Genomic DNA, 19,716 nt, shown 5'->3' with positions numbered 1-19,716 from the left:
GGCTCGTGACGGCGGCAATCGCTGCGAGCCAGGTGATTGGTTCGAAACGAAGGCGCTGGGCGTACCGAACGTTGTCGGCCAGCGCCGGCCCGTCGGCAAAGAAGATGGCGTCGAATTTGCTCGCTTCGGCCCGTTGCGCCAGCTCCTGATAATGGGTGATGTCGAGGATGCGGTCCGGTTCAGATCCCTTATAGCGCCACGCGGCTTCGTGATGGCCGCCCGGATAGATGAAGAGATTGAGAACAAGCTGGCGTTGGTTGCTCATGGTTCGTTTGTCCCGATGCGATGGCCAATGGTGAGACTTGAACGATTAAAGACCCGGAGAGGAATCCCGTGGCTCCGGCTTTCGAGCGAACGCGAAGCGCAGATATCGCTCCAGGCGGAGGCCCTCCGGGGTGCGCTTCGCCTCGACCAAGCCAGCAAAGGCGCGCTCGATCGCTTCCCGTTCCGCTGTGGAAAAGCCGCCGAGGAAGTTACCGAATGCGCTAGCCTCGGACCATCCGAGCGCCGAACTCACGTCGTCATGCAAATCGACCAGTGAACGCAGGTCGCTTCGGTAATCGACGAGACCGGCCTCAACGAAGAGCATTTTGAGCTCGTCGTCAGTGGCTCCGAGCACCCGGTGCGCTTCACTACTCCTCTCGGCGAACCCAGCCTGTTCGATCGCCTGCCGAAGCAAGGTGCGGGACTCGTGAGGTTTGGTCGGGTCCTGAACGTTCAACCCGATCCGGCCGCCCGGCTTGAGAACGCGGTGAATTTCGTGCAGGGCTCGCCGCTTGTCCGCGATCCAATGGAACACGCTGTTGAGATAGACGGCGTCGAAGTCCGCAGGTTCAAAGCGCGAAAGGTCTTCGGCGCGGCCGACCGCGAATGCCAGCGTCTTCGACGCGCGGAGACGCGCGATGGCAATACGGTTCTCGAGAGGATCGATGCCGGTCACACGGCCGTCAGGGCCGACAAGTTCTGCGACGAATTCGGTAAGGCGGCCCGTACCGGCACCGATATCGAGCACGTGATTCCCGGCCTTCAATGCGAGCGGGCCGACGAGGAATTTACCGTGATGAAACTGGAGGATGCCGGCCTGCTCATAGGTCCGAGCAAGCTCGGGTGTGTCTCGTTCAAGGCTGATGACGCCGGGGATCGACATCGTGCTTCTCAAATCTCCAACGGGCCGACGAGACGGCTTGATTGGACGAAGTTTATGTTGTCGGAACGAGGAATGTCGATGAAATTGATTTGCGTTGTTCGGTGTGATGCGAGCATGAATCTAGCGGCGCGCATCCCTGGAAGAGATGATGTTGCAAACTGATCGTGCCAATTGGATGCCCGCGCATGCCGAGCGTCTCGCCCCGGTCTCTGGCTCGCTCCACGACGCTACGCAAATCTTTCAACACGCCGTAGCCCGGCGATGGGTTCGTTGTGCGGGTTGAAAAACAAAGCCGATTCCATTTCATTGACTGAGTATCGTTCGCTTCTACGATTTGACCGCATTTGATGCTGAAAAATCGAGGTGCGAATATGTTTCAGTCCCGATGTCGACACTGCGGCGCGCGAGACCTTGCGCCTGATTGGACCCGATCCGCAGAACTGGATCCCTGACCGTCAGGGGATCGATCACAACGTCGCCATCATCGGCGGCGGGCAATCCGGAAGCGCGTTCGCCTTTGCGTTGCGTCGTGCCGGCATCGGCAAGGTCACCCTGATCGATGCCGCCGGCGACGCTGCTTCGTCCGGCCCCTGGTTGAGCAGCGCGCGCATGAACAAGCTGCGTACGCCGAAAGGGTTGCCTGGGCCCGAACCCGGTTTGACAGGGCTGAGTTTCCAGGCCTGGTATGAAGCCCGCCACGGCGCCGCCGCGTATGAAGCGATCGATCGCATTGCCCGGGTGGATTGGGCCGCCTACCTCGACTGGTATCGCAGCACGCTTCGCATCAACGTACGCTACCGGACGCGGCTTCTCCGTGTCGAGCCGGCCGCTGACCATCTGCGGCTTCATCTCGACCTGGCCGGCGAAGCGCGAACTGAAACGGCCCGCAAGATCATTCTTGCCAGTGGCTTCCCCAGTAACGGCGGTCCGTCCGTCCCCGACGTGCTCTCGCGCAATCTGCCAAAAGAGCTTTACGCTCATACGCTGGAAGCGATCGATTTCGAGAAGCTGCGCGACAGGTCAGTCGCGGTGTTGGGCAGCGCGGCCTCCGCATTCGACGCGGCGGCGGTGGCGCTCGAAGCCGGGGCGAGGGAGGTGCATCTCTTCGCGCGGCGCGACAGGCTTGCCTCGGAGCCGGTGATCAGGACGCGCGGCTATCCGGGAGCTTACGACAATTACGGATCGTTGCCGGATGCTCTTCGCTGGCACCAGGCCATCCGCTTCCGCCGTGCCGGATCCACGCCACCGCCTGATGCGGTCGCGCGCGCCGTCAAGTTCCCGAATTTCCACCTTCGTCTGGCGGCGCCGTGGACGTCGGCCAAGCCGTTCGGGCGGCGGCTGCTTGCGACCACGCCGCATGGCGATATCGCATTCGATTTCGTGATCGCCGGTACGGGTTATCGGGTCGATCTCGCAAAAACACCGGAGCTGGCAGCCTTCTCCGATAACATCCTGTTGTGGCGCGACCGCTTTTCGCCTTCTGCGGACGAGCAGGACGAGACCCTAGGCGCACATCCCTATCTCGGGTCGGGGCACGAATTCCTCGAGAAGGCACCCGGCCGCGCTCCTTATCTCCGTAACATCCACGTCTTCAACCCTGCGGCGTTCGTGAGCTTCGGCTTGCCAATTGGAGACGTCCCGAGCTTCAAGCGTGATATCCCGGCCGTCGTCGCGCAAATCAGCAGGGATCTCTTTCTGGACGATCTTGCCTCGCATGAGGCCCGCATCAATGCGCCGATCGCCGACGATTTCGAACCTGCACTTTATGCGCCTGCGGTGTGGCGCACGCAGAGCGTCGTCGCGGCTGAATAGCAGAAAGCGCAGATATCAATCGGATACGTCGTGCGGGTGCGTGCAACTATTTTCCACCTTCGTCCAACTTTGGAAGCTATTTCCGAAAGTCTTGAGTTAGCATCCTGTGACTGAGCGAGAGGCTGCATTGATGCCGTCTCTCGGGGAAGATCCCGCCGGACCCGATTGCCGCCAGAGCAGACGGCGATACTGCAAGAGGATCGATCACGACCATCAGCTGTGTATTTACTCCGCCATCGCATCAGCGATCGGCGAACGGCGGAGCCTTGTCCAAACGGGATCGCGATTTTGGGGAAAATGACATGACGGACGCAATCACCATCGACAACGTCATTCCGCGCGCGGATATCGTCAAGCGGTCGGCACGTATCGGCGCGGAGATCAGGAACATCAAGCTCTCGGGCGATCTCCGGGACCGGACGATCGCGGCGATCAACCAGGTTCTGCTCGAGCACAAGGTCGTCTTCTTCCGCGACCAGGACCATCTCGACGACGCGGGGCAGGAGAGTTTTGCCGTGAGGCTCGGCAAACTGGTTCCGCACCCGACGGTCGGCGCGACCAAGGGAACGGCGTCGATCCTGGAACTCGATTCCGGACGCGGCGGCGGCCGCGCCGACCAGTGGCACACCGATGTTACCTTCGTCGACGCCTATCCGAAGATCTCCGTGCTGCGCGGCGTCGTGATCCCCGAGTTCGGCGGCGATACGATCTGGTCAAACACCGCGGCATCCTATCTCGATCTGCCGGCGCCGCTGCGCAAGCTCGCGGACGAGCTCTGGGCGGTGCACAGCAACGCCTATGACTACGCCGTCAAGACCCGCGCGAGCGAGGCCGACAGGAAGCACTTCGAGGAGGTCTTCACCGGCACGATCTACGAGACCGAGCATCCCGTCGTTCGCGTCCATCCCGAGACCGGAGAACGGACGCTGGTGCTTGGCAATTTCGTCCAGCGCTTCGTCGGCCTGTCGAAATATGACAGCCAGAAGCTATTCGACCTGTTCCAGTCCCACATCACTGCGCCCGAGAATACGGTGCGCTGGAGCTGGCAGCAGGGTGATGTGGTGATCTGGGACAATCGCGCTACCCAGCACTACGCGGTCAACGATTACGGCGACCAGCACCGCGTCGTCCGGCGCGCCACCATCGACGGCGAAGTGCCGGTCAGCATCGACGGCCGCAACAGCGTCACCCGCGTCAAGTCGACCAAGCCACAGGCGAAGGCCGCCTGAAACGAGCGAGGAGTGAATACAATGGAAATCGCTATCTCTGCGTTGCGTCGCCTGGTTGCCGGTCTGCGTGCAAGAGGGTGGCAACTTGGCCTCGCCGCCCTCGGGCTGATAGGGCTCGTCGGCAGCGCCATGGCCGAGCCGCAGCTCGAAAGGACCGAGGTCCGCTATCAAGGCTGGGCCGGCCAAGTCACGTTTATCGAGCTGGCCGATGACCTCGGCTATCTCGCGCCGCTCAAGCTGAAATGGATCGGCAACACCATCAGCGGTCCGCAGGACATCCAGACGGTGGTGACCGGCGATATCGACATCGGCGGCGCGTTCTATGGCGCGATCATCAAGCTGATCGCGGCCAAGGCGCCGATCAAGGCGGTGGTCGGCTATTACGGCTCGGACGACAACACCTACAACGGCTATTACGTGAAGGATGACAGCCCGATCAAGACCGCGCGGGACCTGATCGGCAAGAAGGTCGCGGTCAACACGCTCGGAGCACATCTCGAATTCGTGCTGCGCGAATACTTGGCTCGTAACGGCCTTACGCCGGCGGATGCGAAGCAGGTGACGCTGGTCGCGATCCCGCCCGTCACCGGCGAGCAGGTGTTGCGGCAGGGACAGGTCGAGGTGGCCACGCTCAACGGCGTGTTGCGCGACAAGGCGCTCGAACGCGGCGGCATCCGCAGGCTGTTTGCCGATACCGACATCTTCGGAAACTTCACCGGCGGGTCCTACGTGCTGAGGGACAAGTTCATCAAGGACAATCCCAACACCTCGCGCAGGCTGGTCGAGGGCGTGTCGCGTGCCATCGCCTGGGCGCAGACGACGCCGCCGGAGGAAGTTCGCGCCCGTTTCGAGCGCATCATCGCCGATCGCAAGCGGAACGAGGACGCCACACCGATCAAGTACTGGAAGAGCACGGGTGTTGCGACCAAGGGCGGCGTGATCGGCGATGCCGAGCTGCAGGTGTGGGTCGACTGGCTGGTCAAGGATGGTCTCTTGAAGCCGGACCAGCTCAAGCCGTCTGATCTCTACACCAACGAGTTCAACTATTTCCGCCCCGGCAAGACCGCGGAGGCGAAATGACTACGACCAAGATCAGATTCGAGCATGTCCGGAAGGACTTCCTGGTCCGCGGCAAGGATGGCGGGCCGGCGCAACGCTTCACCGCGCTGGACGACATCACGCTGGATGTCCGGCCCGGCGAGTTCCTTGCGCTGGTCGGGCCGAGCGGCTGCGGCAAGTCGACCTTGCTGGACCTGCTCGGCGGCCTTTCGCTGCCGAGCAGCGGGCGGATCCTGCTCGACGGCAAGGCCATCAACGGGCCGGCGCGCGACCGCGGCATCGTGTTCCAGCAATACGCGCTGTTTCCTTGGCGGACGGCCGCGCAGAATGTTGAGTTCGGACTCGACATCGCCGGCCTGAAGGCCAGGGCACGGCGGGAGAAGGCGCTGCACTATCTCGATCTGGTCGGGCTGTCCGGCTTTGCCGACCGCTATCCGCACGAGCTCTCGGGCGGCATGAAGCAGCGCGTCGCGATCGCGCGAAGCCTGGCCTACGATCCCGGGGTGCTGCTGATGGACGAGCCGTTCGCGGCGCTCGACGCGCAGACGCGCGAGACGCTGCAAGGCGAGCTGTTGCGGATCTGGCGCAGCACCGGAAAGACCATCCTGTTCATCACGCATGGCATCGACGAAGCCGTCGTCCTCGGCCAGCGCGTGGCGGTGATGACTTCGCGTCCCGGCCGCATCAAGCAGATCGTCGATATTCCCGACGAACTGCATAGCGAAACCGAGGACGTCCGCTCGTTGCATCAGTTCGGGCGTGTGCGGCATGAGGTCTGGTCCTTGCTGCGCGACGAGGTGTTGAAGGCGCAAGGAGCTCAGGGCCCCGCAGCGGACGGCGAGGGCGTCGCAAAGCCGAAGGAATTGGCTCATGTCTAATCTGGAGGTGCTGACGCTGCTGGAGCTGGCCGAGGGAAGTCCGAAGGACCGAGCCGCACGACGCGCCGGCGCGCGTACCGCGGCGCCGGGCGACTTCGCGCGATGGTTCGGTGCCATCGGGCAGCGATCGCTGCTGCTGCTGCTGTTCCTGACCGTCTGGGAGACGGCGCCGCGGTTGGGTCTGATCGACGTGACGTTCCTGCCGCCGTTCTCCGAGGTGATCGCCGCGGGTTGGCAGCTCGCGCAGAGCGGTGAACTCTATGAGGACGTCGGCGCAAGCCTGCTGCGGGCGCTGAGCGGATTCCTGATTGCGGTCGTTCTGATGGTGCCGCTTGGCCTGCTCACGGGCTGGTACGCCCGGCTTGGCGATCTGCTGAACCAGACCATCGAGATCGCGCGCAACACGGCGCCGCTGGCGCTGCTGCCGGTGTTCATCCTTTTGCTCGGTATCGGCGAGCTCTCGAAGGTCACGATGGTGGTCTATAGCTGCGCCTGGCCGCTGCTGCTCAACACCATCGCGGCCGTGCGGCAGGTCGATCCGCTGCTGGTCAAGTCGGCGCGGACGATGGGCGCGACGCCAAGCCAATTGTTCCGCAAGGTGATCCTGCCGGCGTCGCTGCCAACCATCTTCGTCGGCATTCGGCTGGCAAGCGCTTCCGCGATGCTGGTGTTGGTCGCTTCCGAGATGGTCGGTGCCAAGTCCGGGCTCGGCTATCTCATCATCAACAGCCAGTACAGTTTCCTGATCCCGCAGATGTATTTCGGCATCCTCGGCATCACCGTGATCGGCCTCGTCTTCAACGCGATCCTCGAGGCGCTGGAACGTCGCTTGATGCGCTGGAAGGCGCCCGTAGCGGCCTAGCCCCGTTGTTGCGGGCCGTAGCCTGCGTCACGAAGCTGTTTGGCGGCGCATCTTCGGTCACCCAGACGTTGCCCCCAATCGTCGAGCCGCGGCCGATCGTGATCCGGACGAGGAGGGTCGCGCTCGCCCGATGAAGAGCGCGGCGCGATGGACCTGGTCGCACAGGCTGTCGAGCGCAATGCTGAGGCGGTTGAGGAGAACGACATGCAGACGCGCCCCGGTTCTGCCTAGGCACAAAAGTGCTACGTGCTCGCGAAACAGTGGGCTCGAGAACGAAGATGACCTTACGAGCTGCTCCATGACGACGTCGTGACGGCCGATCACCTCCCGCCGCAAAGCATCACGGGGGCGGCTTTCCACATTGTGTGTGCGCTGTCTGAGATGGACGTGACTGTGGCGAGCGAGCTTCGCCGTTGCGACTAGCGCCCATTGCTCAAACGATGAGGGGCGACTCTTGGCTGCACTGCAACGCCGATGGCGCTGCACGATAAGGATGCGGAAAGGACAGGGTCGCGCTCCTATCGCTTGGGAAGGAGACCTGATATTTTATCGTCGTAACCCTTTGATCGAAATCTTTGAAGACGCTCCATATTTGATCGTACCCCGGTGGGGAGTTTTGTTCATGCAAAGCGATTTAAGGTGCGCCGGGCGTCACGCGGCGAGTGCCGTTGAGGTGGAAGAGCTCGCCGCCGAGCCTCTAGCAACCGGCAGGCCCGAAGCTGCAAACGATAACAACGAGGACGGCCCCTCGCTCCTCGTTCCATTTCCTGACGGTTGGTACGCAACTTGTTGAAACATGGTCCGAGATCGGGACCTAGCTTCCGAGTGCGCGTACTATCCGTTCGACCGTACGAAGCGGTGTCCCGCTCTTTTCTGACGTGTCCCTTGCGAAGCTGCCCGTACCGCCAATTTGGCGGATTGATCTGCGGTCGCCGCCCTTCTTCGTCTCGGATGCACCGCCTCATAAGCCGGCTTCCGCTTTCCGACCAGCTTCGCCAGTTGTGCCGCCCTCAGGTCGCGGCGGATCAGGTTCTCATTGATTTCAGCGAGCCAGACGATCCCGATTATAAAGACGGCAGAACGAAATTTCCCGAGAGCAGGAACACTATTCACAGGGGCGAGGTTTGTTCTTCATCAGAGGCTAGGCATCGCGGAGTTCTCTTCCATGGCTACCCAGATCGTAATGGACAGCACAGGCGACAGCAGACATTTTTTTGAGCGAGAGGACCCGAAGGGGCTCGCCGAGGCTGAGCGGCGCTTCAAGAAGTTCACCGCCCAGGGATTTACCGCTGCCACTCGGACGCCGGCCGGCGATCTCAAGCTGATACGGTCATTTGATCCAACAGCGGAGGAAACGCTGTTCTATCCGCACTTAGTCGGCGGGTAGAACCGTCCAGCATCAAAGATGTTTTTGTTCGGACGTAACGTCGCCCAGGGCGCGCGTCTGCGTGCCCTGCGTGCCCTCTATCGGAGCTTCAACGAGCACAATGGCCCGGAAGCGCGTGCACGTCGTCTTTTGCGGGAATGGCTATCTCCAGAACAGCGCGCGCAATTTGATGCCAATGGCTTTTTTGAAGTCGCTGGTTCTCTTACTGGCCGTCGATACCGAATTTATCAGGGCACGATGAGTAATGTTTTGGAGCTGGATGAACAGTTGGAGCCTAAGGTGGGGTGGTGCTTCCTCCCCGAACGGGCGTTGGCAGTTGGCGATGTGATGCTCGCCCAGAAGATCGCACTCGAAACTGACGAAGCCGCAGTTCTCGCGATCGCGAAGTCGTTTTCTCCGAGACTGCCGTTTGTGCCCCGAGCAGTGCGGCGCGGTCACTAGAGCTGATCATGGGCGGGGCCGTCGCTTGTGACGGCGGCGACCCCTCGCCGCGAAGGCGCCGTTACGCGAGACGCGGACCACTTCGCGACTGCATCCAGCATGGGCGCTGGGCCCGATCGACGCAAGATCGTCCGTGCGTTAGTGTTACTTGAACCGCGGCCTAACTACGTTCGGCCGCTTCGTGGATCGGCCGCGTGAGACCATTTCCTCGACAGCTCGCAGCATCCGAGCGGATTCAGACTGAAGATGTCGAGTGTGCGCCGCATCTTTTGGCTCTAAGAATCTCGACGAGGAAGCGGTTCAATCGCGATGTGACGAGACGATTGTCAGAGTCTTGCGAGCGCAACGCCGTGATCTCTCCTCGTGTCTCGACTAAATCGAGCGGGTGATCATCCGGATCATTCGTCAAACCGGGGCTCGCGCTATCCGTAGCAAAAACGCGAAACCGACGCGCCGAATGTGACGGCGCGCCGACTTCGCCATTGATGGACCCGGACGGGGGCAATGTCCTGTGTTCAGCCTAGCGTCGCCGGAGGCCGGGTCAACCTAAGTCGCGAATTAAGCTTGATGTCGGGGCTGCAGGTTGAATGCCGGAACCCGAAATCGCAGACGGCGAAGCCTGCAGACAATCGGACGTTGGCTGCTGTGGCACGGGATGGTTCTGTTCCTATTGGGGTTGCTGACCGGCTTGCCGAACAAAGCTTCTCGAACAGGAGGGTGGGCTTGCGGCGCACCTCTAGGGCGTCAGGAACGGGACTTTCCTTTGGGGCTGGGGTGCTGTTGGACGCAGGTTCGACTATCCGCCGCGCTTGAGCGCGGCACGTTCGCAGCGTTGGTGGCGGGGACATAACGCAATTGGGCGACGACAACGCTCGCCGCTGTGACCGGCACAGCCGCACTCTCACCCATCACAGCCGCGGGTCGAGGTGCGCCGGCCTGGCAAGTGATGCTGGTGACGACCGGCTTCGTGTGGGTCGGCATCCTGAGGCTGGCCAGCTCTTGCATCGTGCTCTGGGGGCTGAGGCGATGAGGTGGGCAGAAAACAACCAGGATCTTCTGTCGGAGGTACCGTACCCGTGCGACGATCGGTTGGTAGTCCTGTTCGGGCCCATGTGGATCCGACCTGCTTTGCAACGCACGCGAGCGTGGCTCGCTTCCGGATCTCCTGCTATACGGCAGCAACCCAGTTACGTAGGCCCTCGATCGTGCGAAAGCCGTCGGCGGCGTAGCAGCGCATGTCCGGCTGAGATGCTAGCATCATCTCCGCCAGCGCGTGTCCGGGCCCGAGGTCTAGTACCTCGGTGACGCCCAGCTCTGTAAGCGCGTCCAGGGTTGCCGCCCAATCAATAGGATGGGCGACCTGGTTTGCCAGCTTCACCGTCGCGCCCGCGACCGAGAAGATGCGTTCGCCGTCACCGCCGGCAAGTAAGACGCGATGGTTTGCGACGGCCGCGTCCCTGTTGACATCGAGTGCCTGTTGCAGAGGTCGGCAGGCCTGCGCGAGCCTTGTCGTATGCGACGCGATTTTGACGGCCAGAAGCCCCGTTCGCGCTCCTTTCCGGGCAGCCTCGTCGCAGAGCGCAATGACCTCCCGCTCCACGCCTCCGATCACGAAAAGAAGGTCCGGATTCCTGATCGCGATCTCGCAGCGGTGTTTTGCAAGGAGAGGTTCAATCGTAGCCCGGTCGAGCCCGCGGATGTAACCCAGGCGACCGGTGGGCCCCGCTGCGTTCTCCATCAGCCGGGCACGAATATTGGTAAGCCGCAACGCTTCTTCGGCAGTCCAGATTCCCGCGATACTCCAGGCCGCCATCTCGCCGACGCTATACCCGGTGACAGCGGTCTCTTCGGTCAACAGGTCAGCGATGCAGGCGTGGGTCGCGAGAGCCGATGTGACGGTCAGGATCTGGCTGGCATAATTCTCGGACAGTTGCTCGGGGCTGCGCGTCCGAACGAATTCTCGCGGGTCCTCACCGAGCCAAGCCGCCGCCGCCGTGAAGATTGACTCCGCGGCAGGCTGGTGCGCGACAAGATCAAAGATCTTGTCCGAAAGCGCACCTTGTCCGCCGCAGAGCAGTGCTAACATCCGCGATCTATCCGATCGACGAATAGCGCCATGGCCAGCAGGTCTGCGGAGCCGCCGGGACTGAGATTGCGGGTCAGGAACGCTTGGTGGATGTCGGCGGCACGCCTGCGCCATTCCGGCGATCCAACACCGCCGGCGGCAAGGAACGCTGACGCGCTGGCTTGCGCGAAGCACAGTCCCTCCGGCCCGCCTCGATGCAGGAGGTTGGTGTCGGTGACGCTACTAATCAAGCTCATGCACGTCTGAACGCGAGCGGCTTCCTCGTCATGAGGCGCAAGCTCGCGCGCTGCCTGCAGCGCGGGTAGGGCGATGTCGTAGACAGACGGGAATCCGTCGGCGGCTTCCCCTCTGGCGCCCCCGGCGCCATAGCGCCGCGCGGCCACAGCGCCGTGGCTGCGCAGCGATACCGGGCCAGATAGGATGTCCTCGCCCCAACGCTCCGAAACCAGCCGGCCAAGAGATTTGCGAATGCCGACGGCACTCCGATAGCCGGCCGCGGCGCAGAGCAGGCCCAGTCCGAAAATCGCGCCGCGATGGGTGTTGACGCCGGAGGTCGCAGCCATCATCGCGCGCTCCGCGGCAACCCCGATGGCGCGCAGCCGGTTCATGCCCGCACCTGCGGCGCCCGCGAGGGCGAGATCGCTGAAGAAAGGCATCAAGGTCTCAGCGCTCAGGCACAACAGCCCGGCGTCCATGTCGCGATGCGCACCGTTGTCGACATGGCTGACAAGCCCGGGCTTCGGATAGGTTTTTACTTCCAGCTTCAGGCATAGCGAAGCAAGATGACCGAGCTGCTCGGCATCAAGCGCGCCGCCCGGCTGTGATTGCCATCTGAGCGCAATGGTCATGAGACATGACCTGTGAGGAAGGCCGCGCGAGTCGTGGTGGTCACTCCTGCCGGGCTCTTCACAAGCACTTCGTCTTCGTCAGTGCCGGTCAGTTCGCGCCATTGAACCCCGCCGGCGGGACCTGTGATCTCACCGTCCAGCCGCATCGGCGACTGCCTTGCGATCCGCGCGATGTCGGACAACAGAATTCCTGTCTTGTCGGCCGACGAGAGAGGCCACAGCAGATCGAGGTCCGAGCCTTCCGAAAGATAGGGCAGGCCGGTAAGGTGCTGCCACGCAAGGCTGCCATAGGCGCGGGTCTCCGGCAGGAGTTGGACCAGTTTCTCGATCGTCTCGCGCCAAGCGGGCGGCGCCGCGGCCGCGGCGTCGGCCAGCAACGGAGGCTGAGCGAACGCGACGATATCGGCTGCGGCCAGCGAGACCGCAATACGACGTTTACCATGGCTCGGCGGCAGCGGCAGTCCGAGCGGAACGAGGCCTGCAGTATCGCTGCAAGCCGGTCGGCGAACGACGAGGGGACGGCCGACGTGCACCCAGCCTGCGACGATCGGCTCGCGGGCGAGTTCCGGATAACGCTTCATCACGGCCGTCCAGCCGGCGGCTGTGACCTTGACCATGCTGTGGCGCGCGAGAGCTTCACCCATTTGGCGCTCCTTGATGTGAAGTGGCTGAGACGACAACGCGCTCGGCAAGTTCGGCCGCTTTCCGCCGGCCGCCACGTTGGGCACCGATCTGGCCGCGATCATCCTGTCCGTGCGGTCGTTGCAGCACGGCCGCAAGCTGCGGCGCCAGCGGCGCATGTTCATCCCAGACGGCGTGAATGCCGCCGGTCTGCACCATGTTGTCGAGCCCGGGCGCGAACACCGGCGTGGCTTCGGCCTTGGCTTTCAAGACGTCGATCGGAAGCTTGGTGACCCGGGCCATCGACGGCAGATCCATCACCGCGGGATGCGCGCCGGGCAGCGCCACCAGCGTGCCGGCGGCAAGCGCGGTGGCGATGAATGCGCCGGCGGCGCTGCCGCCATAGAGCAGGCCGACGGTGCGGTGTCCTTCGGCTTCCGCCAGCAGCAGGGCCTTGGCGAGATGCGACAGATATTCGCTGAGGCCCAGCAGTTCGTCGCGCTTGCTCATGCGCTGGCTGGCGGAATCCACCAGGAACAGGATCGGCGCACGGTCCTTCGTTTGGACGATCTCGACCAGCCGCCCCGCGAGCACGATGGCTTCGTCCACGCCGAGCGGCTGCCCCTGCGTGATGCCGAGCACGTGGATTGGTCCGCCGTCAGGCAGCGTCGCCTCCCCCGCGATCATCGCGCCGGTCGTTTTGATCTTGTGGCCGTTCGGGAATAGGCCGGCCAGGATGTCATCGAGCGTCATCGGCATTCTCCCTGTTGGCTGCCGCGCGAAGAAATGCGCCGGTCGGAAGTGCGGGAATCTCGGTCGGCTGCCCGATGCCGAGCGTCTCCCAGATATCGACGGCGTCCTCAGCCTCGCCAAAGCGCTGCAGCCGTCGTTCGAGGCGCTTCTGCTCGGCCTCGAGAATCTCGGCGTCGCATCGTCTGGCTATTTTGATCGCGTCAATGGCCGCCTCGCGAAACGCCGTCGCTTCGTCGTCGACGAAGATATCGGCACCGCCGATGAGATAGCGGTGCTTGCCGCCCATCGTGCGCCAGACCAGCGCGCGGTCGCGCGAGTCGAATTCCTCGATCCCCTTGTTGGTTTCGATCACCTCGGGGCCGCTGACGCTGAGCCGCCCCTGTTCGGAGATGATCAGCCGCGAGCAGGTGCCCGCGATCAGGCTGCCGCCGCCATAGCAGCCGGCGCGCCCCCCGATCAGGCCGACGACGTGGATGCCGGCGCGGCGTGCCTCGATGATCGCGCGCATGATCTCGGCGATCGCAAGCTCGCCGGCATTGGCCTCCTGGAGCCGCACGCCGCCGGTGTCGAACAGGATCAGCAGATCTTGCTTGAGCGTGCGAGCTGCGCGCAGGAGGCCGGTGAGCTTGGCGCCGTGGACCTCACCGAAGGCGCCGCCCATGAAGCGTCCTTCCTGTGCGGCGACGAACACCGGCGAGCCATCCAGGCGACCGCGGCCGATGACGATGCCGTCGTCGAACTGCTCCGGCAGGTCGAAGATCGCCAGATGCGGGCTCATCTCGCGCTGCTCGGGACCGATGAATTCAGCAAAGCTGCCGGCATCGACCAGCGCTTCTATGCGTTGCCGGGCGCTCGCCTCATACCAGCTCAGCGAAACCGTATTGGCTGTGGCCACCGTCATCGTTCCGGCTCCTCGATCTTGCGGATGCCTTGCGCGAGGCGCAGCGCGACCGTGTCAGGTCGGGCTCCGCCGTCATTGATGGAGATGCGCAAGCCCCCGGCAGAGCGGCGGGCGACGAAATCGCGGACCACAGCGTCCCACACGGAGCCAAAGCCGTGAGCTGCGGTTGCGATGTCGATCGTGCAGCTGTCGGCCGGCGAGGTCCGTTCCAGCAGCACTTCGAGATTGCCGGAGGCGACCACGCCGACGATCGCCTGCGCGCGGGTGCCGCCGGCGCGGTTCGGTGCAGTCAGTCTGAAGCTGAGCTTTTCCATGCGAAACTCCTCACCAGTTGCGGAAGCGGCTGGGCGGGCGGTAGAGACCGCCGGAGGCCAGCATGAGATCCTTGATCGAACGGGCCGCCAGCAGGCGCCGGTCGGCGTCAAGCGGATCGATGCCGAGATCCTCGGGGCGCCGGATCACGCCGCGCTGCCTGAGCTGCTCGACGAGCTTCGCGTCACGCGCGCGCCCGATGTCGGTGTAGCCGGCAACGCCGCGGATCGCCTGCTCGCGCTCGTCCTTGCTGCGGCACATCAGCAGGTTGGCGATGCCTTCCTCGGTGACGATGTGGGTGACGTCGTCGGAGTAGACCATCACCGGTGCCAGATCGAGGTCGAGCTTGCGCGCCAGCTCTAGCGCATCGAGTTGCTCGACGAAGAGCGGGGCATTGCCGTCACCGAATGTCTCACCGATCTGCACCACGAGCTTGCGGCCTCGGCGCAGGGCAGCATTGGAGGCGGGGTCGGCCTCGGCACCCGCTTTGAGCCAGGGTTCGCTCGGGTGACGGCGCCCGCGCGGATCGGAGCCCATGTTGGGCGCGCCGCCGAATCCCGCGATGCGGCTCGTCGTCACCGTCGAGCTGTGGCCTTCGAGGTCGATCTGCAACGTCGATCCGATGAACATGTCGCAGGCATAGAGGCCCGCCGTCTGGCAGAAGGCGCGGTTGGATCGCAGCGAGCCGTCGGGACCCGTGAAGAAGATATCGGAGCGCGCCGCAACATAATCCTCCATGCCGACCTCCGATCCGAAGCAGTGGATCTGCTCGACCCAGCCGGATTCGATCGCCGGAATCATCGTGGGATGCGGGTTGAGCGCGAAATGGGTGCAGACCTTGCCCTTGAGGCCGAGCTTCTCGCCGTAAGTCGGCAGCAAGAGCTCGATTGCGGCGGTGTTGAAGCCGATGCCGTGATTGAGCCGGCGCACGCCGTAGGGCGCATAGATGCCCTTGATGGCGAGCATCGCCGTCAGGATCTGGGTCTCGGTGATGGCGGCGGGATCGCGGGTGAAGAGCGGCTCGACATAGAAGGGGCGCCCGGCTTCGACCACGAAATGCACGAGGTCGCCGGGAATGTCGACGCGGGGCACCTTGTCGACGATCTCCGTGACCTGCGCCACGACGAGGCCGTTCTTGTAGCTCGTCGCCTCGACGACGGTCGGAGTGTCCTCGGTATTTGGCCCCGTATAGAGGTTGCCGTCCCTGTCGGCGCTGACGGCCGCGATCAACGCGACGTTCGGCGTGAGATCGATGAAGTAGCGGGCGAACAACTCGAGATAGGTATGGACGGCACCGAGCTCGATCTTTCGCCCGAATAGCATCCGCGCGATCCGCGCCGACTGCGGGCCTGAATAGGAGAAGTCGAGCCGCCGCGCGATGCCCTTGTCGAAGATGTCGAGGTGGGATGGGAGGACCACCCCGGACTGGACCATGTGGAGGTCACGGACGTCTTCGGGGTCAAGGTTCGCGAGCGCCGAGGCGAGGATGTCAGCCTGCTTCTGATTGTCACCCTCCAGGCACACCCGGTCTCCTGACCGGATCACCGCATTCAAAAATGCGGGCAGGCTCGGGATCGGGACGACCTTTCCCTTCGCGTGCTTTCGGCCGGCCGCCAAGCGCTCTCCCAGGGCGGCCCTTTGCATACCCCAACTACTCATTTCGGCTCCTTGGCATGCGAGGTTGGCTTCCATGAGGCAGAGTGTATGCGTATTGCCTTCCGATGTCAATTAATGTATACGCAGGATACAAAGCGGCAGACAATCGCATACACAGGAGGGAACTTTCGATGCGAGTGCATACACAGCTTCGATCTCTGGGGGTCAGCGCCCCGCTCACAGCCGGGAGGCGCCCGTGACCATTTCCGGCGTAGCTCTGCTCGCGATCTGCACGCTGCTCGGGGTCCTGCTCGGCGACCTGCTCGGCGTCGTCCTCGGTGTGAAGGCCAATGTCGGCGGCGTCGGCATCGCGATGATGTTCTTGATCGCCGCCCGGCTTTGGCTGCTACGCCACGGTCTCCTCAGCCACGGGCTGAAGACGGGCGTCGAGTTCTGGGGCAGCTTCTACATTCCCATCGTGGTCGCCATGGCCGCGCAGCAGAACGTCGTCGCTGCGGCAAAAGGCGGTCCCATCGTTGTCATTGCGGGGATCGGCGCGGTGGCGGTGTGTTTCGCCCAGGTCGCTTTGATCAGTCGACTCAGCGGCCGTGTCGAGACGATGGACGAGATCGAGGCGCGCGAGGCGATCGAGGCGAATGTGCCCCACTTCAAGTCCGGGAGGATCGGATGACCATGATATCCCACGTTCTTGCCGCAAACTCGCTGATCACGGCGTTCGCCGCGGTGGGCATCCTGATGTGGATCTCCGGAGCGATCTCGAAATATCTCACCTTCGGGCGCATTCACGCCTCGGCGATCGCGATCATGCTCGGGCTTTTGCTCGCGTTTTTCGGAGGCCTCGCCACCGGCGGTGAAAAGGGCCTCGCCGACCTGCCGGCGCTAACCGGGATCGGACTGATGGGAGGCGCGATGCTGCGGGATTTCGCCATCGTCGCCACCGCCTTCGAGGTCGACGTCGTCCATGCGCGCAAGGCCGGACTGATCGGTGCGGTCGCGCTCGGATTGGGGACGGTCGTTCCGTTCATTCTGGGCGTTCTCGTCGCCGCAGCCTTTGGCTACACTGACGCCGAATCGCTGACGACGATCGGCGCCGGCGCGGTCACCTACATCGTCGGGCCGGTCACGGGAGCGGCGATTGGCGCCTCCTCGCCGGTTATTGCGCTGTCGATCGCGACCGGTGTATTCAAGGCGGTGATCGTGATGATCGGTACGCCCTTTGTTGCGAAGATGATCGGCCTAAATAATCCGCGCAGCGCAATGGTGTTTGGCGGCTTGATGGGTACGGTCAGCGGCGTTTCCGGAGGCCTGGCGGCAACAGATCGGCGTCTAGTGCCTTACGGCGCATTAACAGCAACGTTTCATACCGGGTTGGGATGCCTCGTCGCACCGTCCATTCTCTACTTCACGGTGCGCGCAATCATAGGAAGCTGAATGGCAGGTCTGTTTAAAGTTGCGGCTGAGGCAGAAGAAGATAGCGGCCTTCTCTCCGATCGCATCCGTAATGCGCTCACCGACGAGATTGCCTCCGGTGCGCTGGCTGCCGGTTCGGCGCTGGAAGAGCAGCAGCTTGCCGATCGCTTTGGGGCTTCCCGCACGCCGGTGCGGGAAGCCCTCCGGCAGCTTGTCGTCAGCGGGCTCGTCGAGGTGCGGGGCCGTCGCGGGCTCGTCGTGGCACGGATGACACCCGAACGCATCATGGACATGTTTGAGACCAGCGCAGAGGTGGAAGCCATGTGCGTCAGGCTCGCGACCTATCGCATGACACCGCTGGAGCGCAGCGATCTGATCGAGCTCCACGACAGCTCGCTGGCAATGGTCGACGCCAACGACGTGGATGCCTACGATGCGTTTAACCGGCTGTTCCACGAAGGCATCTATAGCGCAACGCACAACGCGTTCATGGCCGAGCAGGCGCAGGAGGTCCGTGCGCGTCTCAGCGCCTTCCGCCGCACGCAATTGCGGCAGGGCGATCGTATCCGCAAGTCCCGGGACGAGCATGATTCTATCATGCAGGCGATTGCAGAGGGCGATGGCGATACGGCCGCTCGCCGAATGCGCGCGCACATGTTGAACGCCGCCGCGGCGCTTCGGCGCTACATCGACGACCGCGCGAGCGGAGAAGGTCGAGCGTGACAGTAGGATCACCCTACTTGCGTGTTCGGTAATCGCTGGTCGGGTGAGATCTCCGCGCTACTATTCAGGCAGAAGCCTTGTTCGTTGGAGTTGCGGTTAGTTCAGCCGTTCGAGCTACTTAGGGGCGACATGGGTATTGAAGACAAACCCTCAGATCAAGCATTTGCACTATCTCCTCGTTTTAGCGAGGGAGCGGCATTTTGGCAGGGCGGCAAAGGGATTACTGATCAGCCAGCCGGCGCTGTCTCAGGCGGGTCCAGCAGACTGAGAAGCATTTTGGTGTTTTGCTGTCGCGATCGTGCTTCGGCACCAATCGGGCTTCCATGGGTTTTCGGCCGAGGCGAAAACATTCTTGCATGGGCGCGACAGGCGCTAGCTGACCATGACCGGCTTGTTCACGCCGTAGGCGACGCGGCTCGTGACGAACTGCGCGAAACGCCCAAGTTCGGCCTTGCACCTGCGTATGGCCGCCAAGCCGCTTTTGGGGGCTTTAAGCGCACTCCTGATCACTTCAATCACGCGGCCTATCTGTCGTGGCTAAAAATCCAGCTGTCGATCCCGTAGATCGGCTCTCTCTAACTCCGGCACGATGCGGATCGACTGTCCTCCGCGACCGAGCAGATGGAGACGCCGGCCTTAAACGCGATCCCTGCATGCCCGTTCTCCGCTGCCCAGATGAAACGCTGCGCTCACGGTCGTGATGGGCCACACAACCGGAGTTGGCGGCGCTTGCAGTGACTGCCACTGTGATCCTGGGCCGACTTCGGCCGCCCCACGCGTTCAGGACAAATCTGCCGCTGGCCGCACTACTTGATGAAATCGCTAGGCAGAGAAATATTGGCCTCCATAAAAGTCACGGCATTGCCACCTAGAAACACCCGGTCTGCAGCGAGTTCGCAATCGATCCAGCCGCCGCGTGCCGATGCCTGATAGGCGGTGAGCCTTTCGCGCCCTAATTGCTTGGCCCAGTACGGAACGAGCGTAGCATGGATTGACCCGGTGACGGGATCCTCAGGAATGCCGGCACCGGGGGCGAAATAGCGTGAGAAGAAATCCGCCCGCCCGCCGTCGGATGCCCGCCCGGTCACGACTAGGCCGACCGTCCCAAGGCGGGCAATACCGGTCAGATCGGGGATGAAGCGAATCACGGCGTCCGCACTGCCTAGGTCGGCAAAGATGTTCTCAAAGTTGCGGAAGAGCCGGATGGGAGCGGCCTCGAAAATGCCTTTGATTTCTTCAGGAACCTCCTCCAGCGGCTCTGGCTGCAAACGCGGAACGTCGAGCCGATAACCGAGCGAACTGCGCGCCACCCGCAATTCGCCGACCCGGGTGTGAAAGATAAGAGGCGAGGCGGCTCCGGCTGCAGTGAATAGCACGTGCGCTGTCGCAAGAGTGGCGTGGCCGCAGAAATCGACTTCGTGAGCCGGAGCGAACCAGCGCAGATCCCACGCCCCATCGGATCGGGCCTTGACAAACGCGGTTTCGGCCAAATTATTCTCTTGCGCAATCGCAAGCATCAGCTCGTTGGTCAGCCAGTCTTCTAGTACTAGCACTACTTTGGCAGATTGTTGATTTTGCCGCGATTTATAGGATTCCCGAATCAATTGTTCAATGATTCATGGGTGGTCGG

The 19,716-nt window shown here is 63.0% G+C and carries 21 protein-coding genes and 1 pseudogene; 11 read left to right on the top strand and 11 right to left on the bottom strand.

Features of this window, described 5'->3' with window-relative positions:
• A partial coding sequence (locus IVB32_RS12435; RefSeq protein WP_247410452.1) for an LLM class flavin-dependent oxidoreductase occupies positions 1–265 on the bottom strand: 265 nt, incomplete at its 3' end.
• Positions 266–310: 45 nt separating this feature from the next.
• Positions 311–1,147 carry a class I SAM-dependent methyltransferase gene (locus IVB32_RS12430; RefSeq protein ID WP_247360237.1) on the bottom strand — a complete coding sequence of 279 codons (837 nt, stop codon included), beginning with the start codon at positions 1,145–1,147 and terminating at the stop codon, positions 311–313.
• A gap of 363 nt (positions 1,148–1,510) precedes the next feature.
• Here IVB32_RS12430 and IVB32_RS12425 point away from each other — a divergent pair, with 363 nt between their 5' ends.
• The 5 genes from IVB32_RS12425 to IVB32_RS12405 all read left to right on the top strand — a co-directional run bounded on the left by IVB32_RS12425 (position 1,511) and on the right by IVB32_RS12405 (position 6,987).
• Positions 1,511–2,959, top strand: coding sequence for an FAD-dependent oxidoreductase (locus IVB32_RS12425; RefSeq protein ID WP_247360235.1), 1,449 nt, complete (start codon positions 1,511–1,513; stop codon positions 2,957–2,959).
• Positions 2,960–3,261: 302 nt separating this feature from the next.
• Positions 3,262–4,188, top strand: coding sequence for a TauD/TfdA family dioxygenase (locus tag IVB32_RS12420; protein ID WP_247360233.1), 927 nt, complete (start codon positions 3,262–3,264; stop codon positions 4,186–4,188).
• Between the two features lie 21 nt (positions 4,189–4,209).
• Entirely contained in the window at positions 4,210–5,268 is a 1,059-nt protein-coding gene (locus tag IVB32_RS12415; RefSeq protein ID WP_247360231.1) for an ABC transporter substrate-binding protein, read from the top strand.
• Positions 5,265–6,125, top strand: coding sequence for an ABC transporter ATP-binding protein (locus tag IVB32_RS12410; RefSeq protein WP_247360230.1), 861 nt, complete (start codon positions 5,265–5,267; stop codon positions 6,123–6,125). The genes IVB32_RS12415 and IVB32_RS12410 overlap by 4 nt, the downstream gene beginning before the upstream one ends.
• Positions 6,118–6,987: an ABC transporter permease gene (locus IVB32_RS12405; protein WP_247360228.1), complete on the top strand. Its 870-nt coding sequence runs from the start codon at positions 6,118–6,120 to the stop codon at positions 6,985–6,987. The genes IVB32_RS12410 and IVB32_RS12405 overlap by 8 nt, the downstream gene beginning before the upstream one ends.
• Here IVB32_RS12405 and IVB32_RS12400 read toward each other — a convergent pair.
• Positions 6,923–7,114 (bottom strand): annotated as a pseudogene (locus tag IVB32_RS12400) (hypothetical protein); the annotation flags it as partial. The gene IVB32_RS12405 and the pseudogene IVB32_RS12400 sit on opposite strands and share 65 nt — an antisense overlap.
• A 1,038-nt stretch (positions 7,115–8,152) precedes the next feature.
• On the opposite strand from IVB32_RS12400, the gene IVB32_RS12395 reads away from it, so the two are divergent.
• Both IVB32_RS12395 and IVB32_RS12390 read left to right on the top strand, forming a co-directional pair.
• Entirely contained in the window at positions 8,153–8,374 is a 222-nt protein-coding gene (locus IVB32_RS12395; protein ID WP_018457704.1) for a hypothetical protein, read from the top strand.
• Positions 8,375–8,392: 18 nt separating this feature from the next.
• Positions 8,393–8,815, top strand: coding sequence for a hypothetical protein (locus tag IVB32_RS12390; protein WP_247360227.1), 423 nt, complete (start codon positions 8,393–8,395; stop codon positions 8,813–8,815).
• Positions 8,816–9,983: 1,168 nt separating this feature from the next.
• Here IVB32_RS12390 and IVB32_RS12385 read toward each other — a convergent pair.
• From IVB32_RS12385 to mdcA, 7 genes are read right to left on the bottom strand one after another with little or no spacing between them, the layout of a single operon-like run.
• A complete protein-coding gene (locus IVB32_RS12385; RefSeq protein ID WP_247360226.1) occupies positions 9,984–10,901 on the bottom strand; it encodes an acyltransferase domain-containing protein in 918 nt (305 codons plus the stop codon).
• The gene (mdcB, locus tag IVB32_RS12380; protein ID WP_247360225.1) at positions 10,895–11,749 is read right to left on the bottom strand and encodes a triphosphoribosyl-dephospho-CoA synthase MdcB; all 855 of its coding nucleotides are present in this window, start codon (positions 11,747–11,749) and stop codon (positions 10,895–10,897) included. Before mdcB ends, IVB32_RS12385 begins: the two co-directional genes overlap by 7 nt.
• Positions 11,746–12,393, bottom strand: a complete 648-nt coding sequence (mdcG, locus tag IVB32_RS12375; protein ID WP_247360224.1) for a malonate decarboxylase holo-[acyl-carrier-protein] synthase — start codon at positions 12,391–12,393, stop codon at positions 11,746–11,748. Before mdcG ends, mdcB begins: the two co-directional genes overlap by 4 nt.
• Positions 12,386–13,123 carry a biotin-independent malonate decarboxylase subunit gamma gene (gene mdcE, locus IVB32_RS12370; RefSeq protein WP_247360223.1) on the bottom strand — a complete coding sequence of 246 codons (738 nt, stop codon included), beginning with the start codon at positions 13,121–13,123 and terminating at the stop codon, positions 12,386–12,388. Before mdcE ends, mdcG begins: the two co-directional genes overlap by 8 nt.
• Entirely contained in the window at positions 13,110–14,024 is a 915-nt protein-coding gene (locus tag IVB32_RS12365) for a biotin-independent malonate decarboxylase subunit beta (RefSeq protein WP_247360222.1), read from the bottom strand. Before IVB32_RS12365 ends, mdcE begins: the two co-directional genes overlap by 14 nt.
• Positions 14,021–14,338, bottom strand: coding sequence for a malonate decarboxylase acyl carrier protein (mdcC, locus tag IVB32_RS12360; protein ID WP_247360221.1), 318 nt, complete (start codon positions 14,336–14,338; stop codon positions 14,021–14,023). Before mdcC ends, IVB32_RS12365 begins: the two co-directional genes overlap by 4 nt.
• A 10-nt stretch (positions 14,339–14,348) precedes the next feature.
• Complete coding sequence (gene mdcA, locus IVB32_RS12355; RefSeq protein WP_247360220.1) at positions 14,349–15,995, bottom strand: malonate decarboxylase subunit alpha; 1,647 nt, start codon at positions 15,993–15,995, stop codon at positions 14,349–14,351.
• A gap of 193 nt (positions 15,996–16,188) precedes the next feature.
• On the opposite strand from mdcA, the gene madL reads away from it, so the two are divergent.
• The 4 genes from madL (at position 16,189) to IVB32_RS12335 (ending at position 18,650) form a co-directional block, all read left to right on the top strand.
• A complete protein-coding gene (madL, locus tag IVB32_RS12350; protein WP_018456507.1) occupies positions 16,189–16,623 on the top strand; it encodes a malonate transporter subunit MadL in 435 nt (144 codons plus the stop codon).
• On the top strand, positions 16,620–17,384 hold the full coding sequence (gene madM / locus IVB32_RS12345) for a malonate transporter subunit MadM (protein WP_247298855.1): 765 nt from the start codon (positions 16,620–16,622) through the stop codon (positions 17,382–17,384). Before madL ends, madM begins: the two co-directional genes overlap by 4 nt.
• Positions 17,385–18,086 carry a GntR family transcriptional regulator gene (locus tag IVB32_RS12340; protein ID WP_018456509.1) on the top strand — a complete coding sequence of 234 codons (702 nt, stop codon included), beginning with the start codon at positions 17,385–17,387 and terminating at the stop codon, positions 18,084–18,086.
• Between the two features lie 129 nt (positions 18,087–18,215).
• Positions 18,216–18,650, top strand: coding sequence for a hypothetical protein (locus tag IVB32_RS12335; protein ID WP_247360219.1), 435 nt, complete (start codon positions 18,216–18,218; stop codon positions 18,648–18,650).
• A 242-nt stretch (positions 18,651–18,892) separates the two neighbouring features.
• On the opposite strand, the gene IVB32_RS12330 is transcribed toward IVB32_RS12335, so the two are convergent.
• Entirely contained in the window at positions 18,893–19,690 is a 798-nt protein-coding gene (locus IVB32_RS12330) for a PhzF family phenazine biosynthesis protein (RefSeq protein WP_247410450.1), read from the bottom strand.
• Between the last annotated feature and the right edge of the window lie 26 nt (positions 19,691–19,716).

This window comes from Bradyrhizobium sp. 23 (genome assembly GCF_023073295.1).
GTDB classification, from domain to species: Bacteria; Pseudomonadota; Alphaproteobacteria; order Rhizobiales; family Xanthobacteraceae; genus Bradyrhizobium; species Bradyrhizobium canariense_D.
This window is presented reverse-complemented; position numbering and strand designations above follow the sequence as displayed.

Excerpts from the sequence above, each read along its gene's own strand:
- IVB32_RS12430 (WP_247360237.1), bottom strand. The coding sequence starts at position 1,147 with ATGTCGATCCCCGGCGTCATCAGCCTTGAACGAGACACACCCGAGCTT.
- IVB32_RS12420 (WP_247360233.1), top strand. The coding sequence starts at position 3,262 with ATGACGGACGCAATCACCATCGACAACGTCATTCCGCGCGCGGATATC.
- IVB32_RS12415 (WP_247360231.1), top strand. The coding sequence starts at position 4,210 with ATGGAAATCGCTATCTCTGCGTTGCGTCGCCTGGTTGCCGGTCTGCGT.
- IVB32_RS12410 (WP_247360230.1), top strand. The coding sequence starts at position 5,265 with ATGACTACGACCAAGATCAGATTCGAGCATGTCCGGAAGGACTTCCTG.
- IVB32_RS12405 (WP_247360228.1), top strand. The coding sequence starts at position 6,118 with ATGTCTAATCTGGAGGTGCTGACGCTGCTGGAGCTGGCCGAGGGAAGT.
- IVB32_RS12395 (WP_018457704.1), top strand. The coding sequence starts at position 8,153 with ATGGCTACCCAGATCGTAATGGACAGCACAGGCGACAGCAGACATTTT.
- IVB32_RS12390 (WP_247360227.1), top strand. The coding sequence starts at position 8,393 with ATGTTTTTGTTCGGACGTAACGTCGCCCAGGGCGCGCGTCTGCGTGCC.
- IVB32_RS12385 (WP_247360226.1), bottom strand. The coding sequence starts at position 10,901 with ATGTTAGCACTGCTCTGCGGCGGACAAGGTGCGCTTTCGGACAAGATC.
- mdcB (WP_247360225.1), bottom strand. The coding sequence starts at position 11,749 with ATGACCATTGCGCTCAGATGGCAATCACAGCCGGGCGGCGCGCTTGAT.
- mdcG (WP_247360224.1), bottom strand. The coding sequence starts at position 12,393 with ATGGGTGAAGCTCTCGCGCGCCACAGCATGGTCAAGGTCACAGCCGCC.
- mdcE (WP_247360223.1), bottom strand. The coding sequence starts at position 13,123 with ATGACGCTCGATGACATCCTGGCCGGCCTATTCCCGAACGGCCACAAG.
- IVB32_RS12365 (WP_247360222.1), bottom strand. The coding sequence starts at position 14,024 with ATGACGGTGGCCACAGCCAATACGGTTTCGCTGAGCTGGTATGAGGCG.
- mdcC (WP_247360221.1), bottom strand. The coding sequence starts at position 14,338 with ATGGAAAAGCTCAGCTTCAGACTGACTGCACCGAACCGCGCCGGCGGC.
- mdcA (WP_247360220.1), bottom strand. The coding sequence starts at position 15,995 with ATGAGTAGTTGGGGTATGCAAAGGGCCGCCCTGGGAGAGCGCTTGGCG.
- madM (WP_247298855.1), top strand. The coding sequence starts at position 16,620 with ATGACCATGATATCCCACGTTCTTGCCGCAAACTCGCTGATCACGGCG.
- IVB32_RS12340 (WP_018456509.1), top strand. The coding sequence starts at position 17,385 with ATGGCAGGTCTGTTTAAAGTTGCGGCTGAGGCAGAAGAAGATAGCGGC.
- IVB32_RS12335 (WP_247360219.1), top strand. The coding sequence starts at position 18,216 with ATGGGTATTGAAGACAAACCCTCAGATCAAGCATTTGCACTATCTCCT.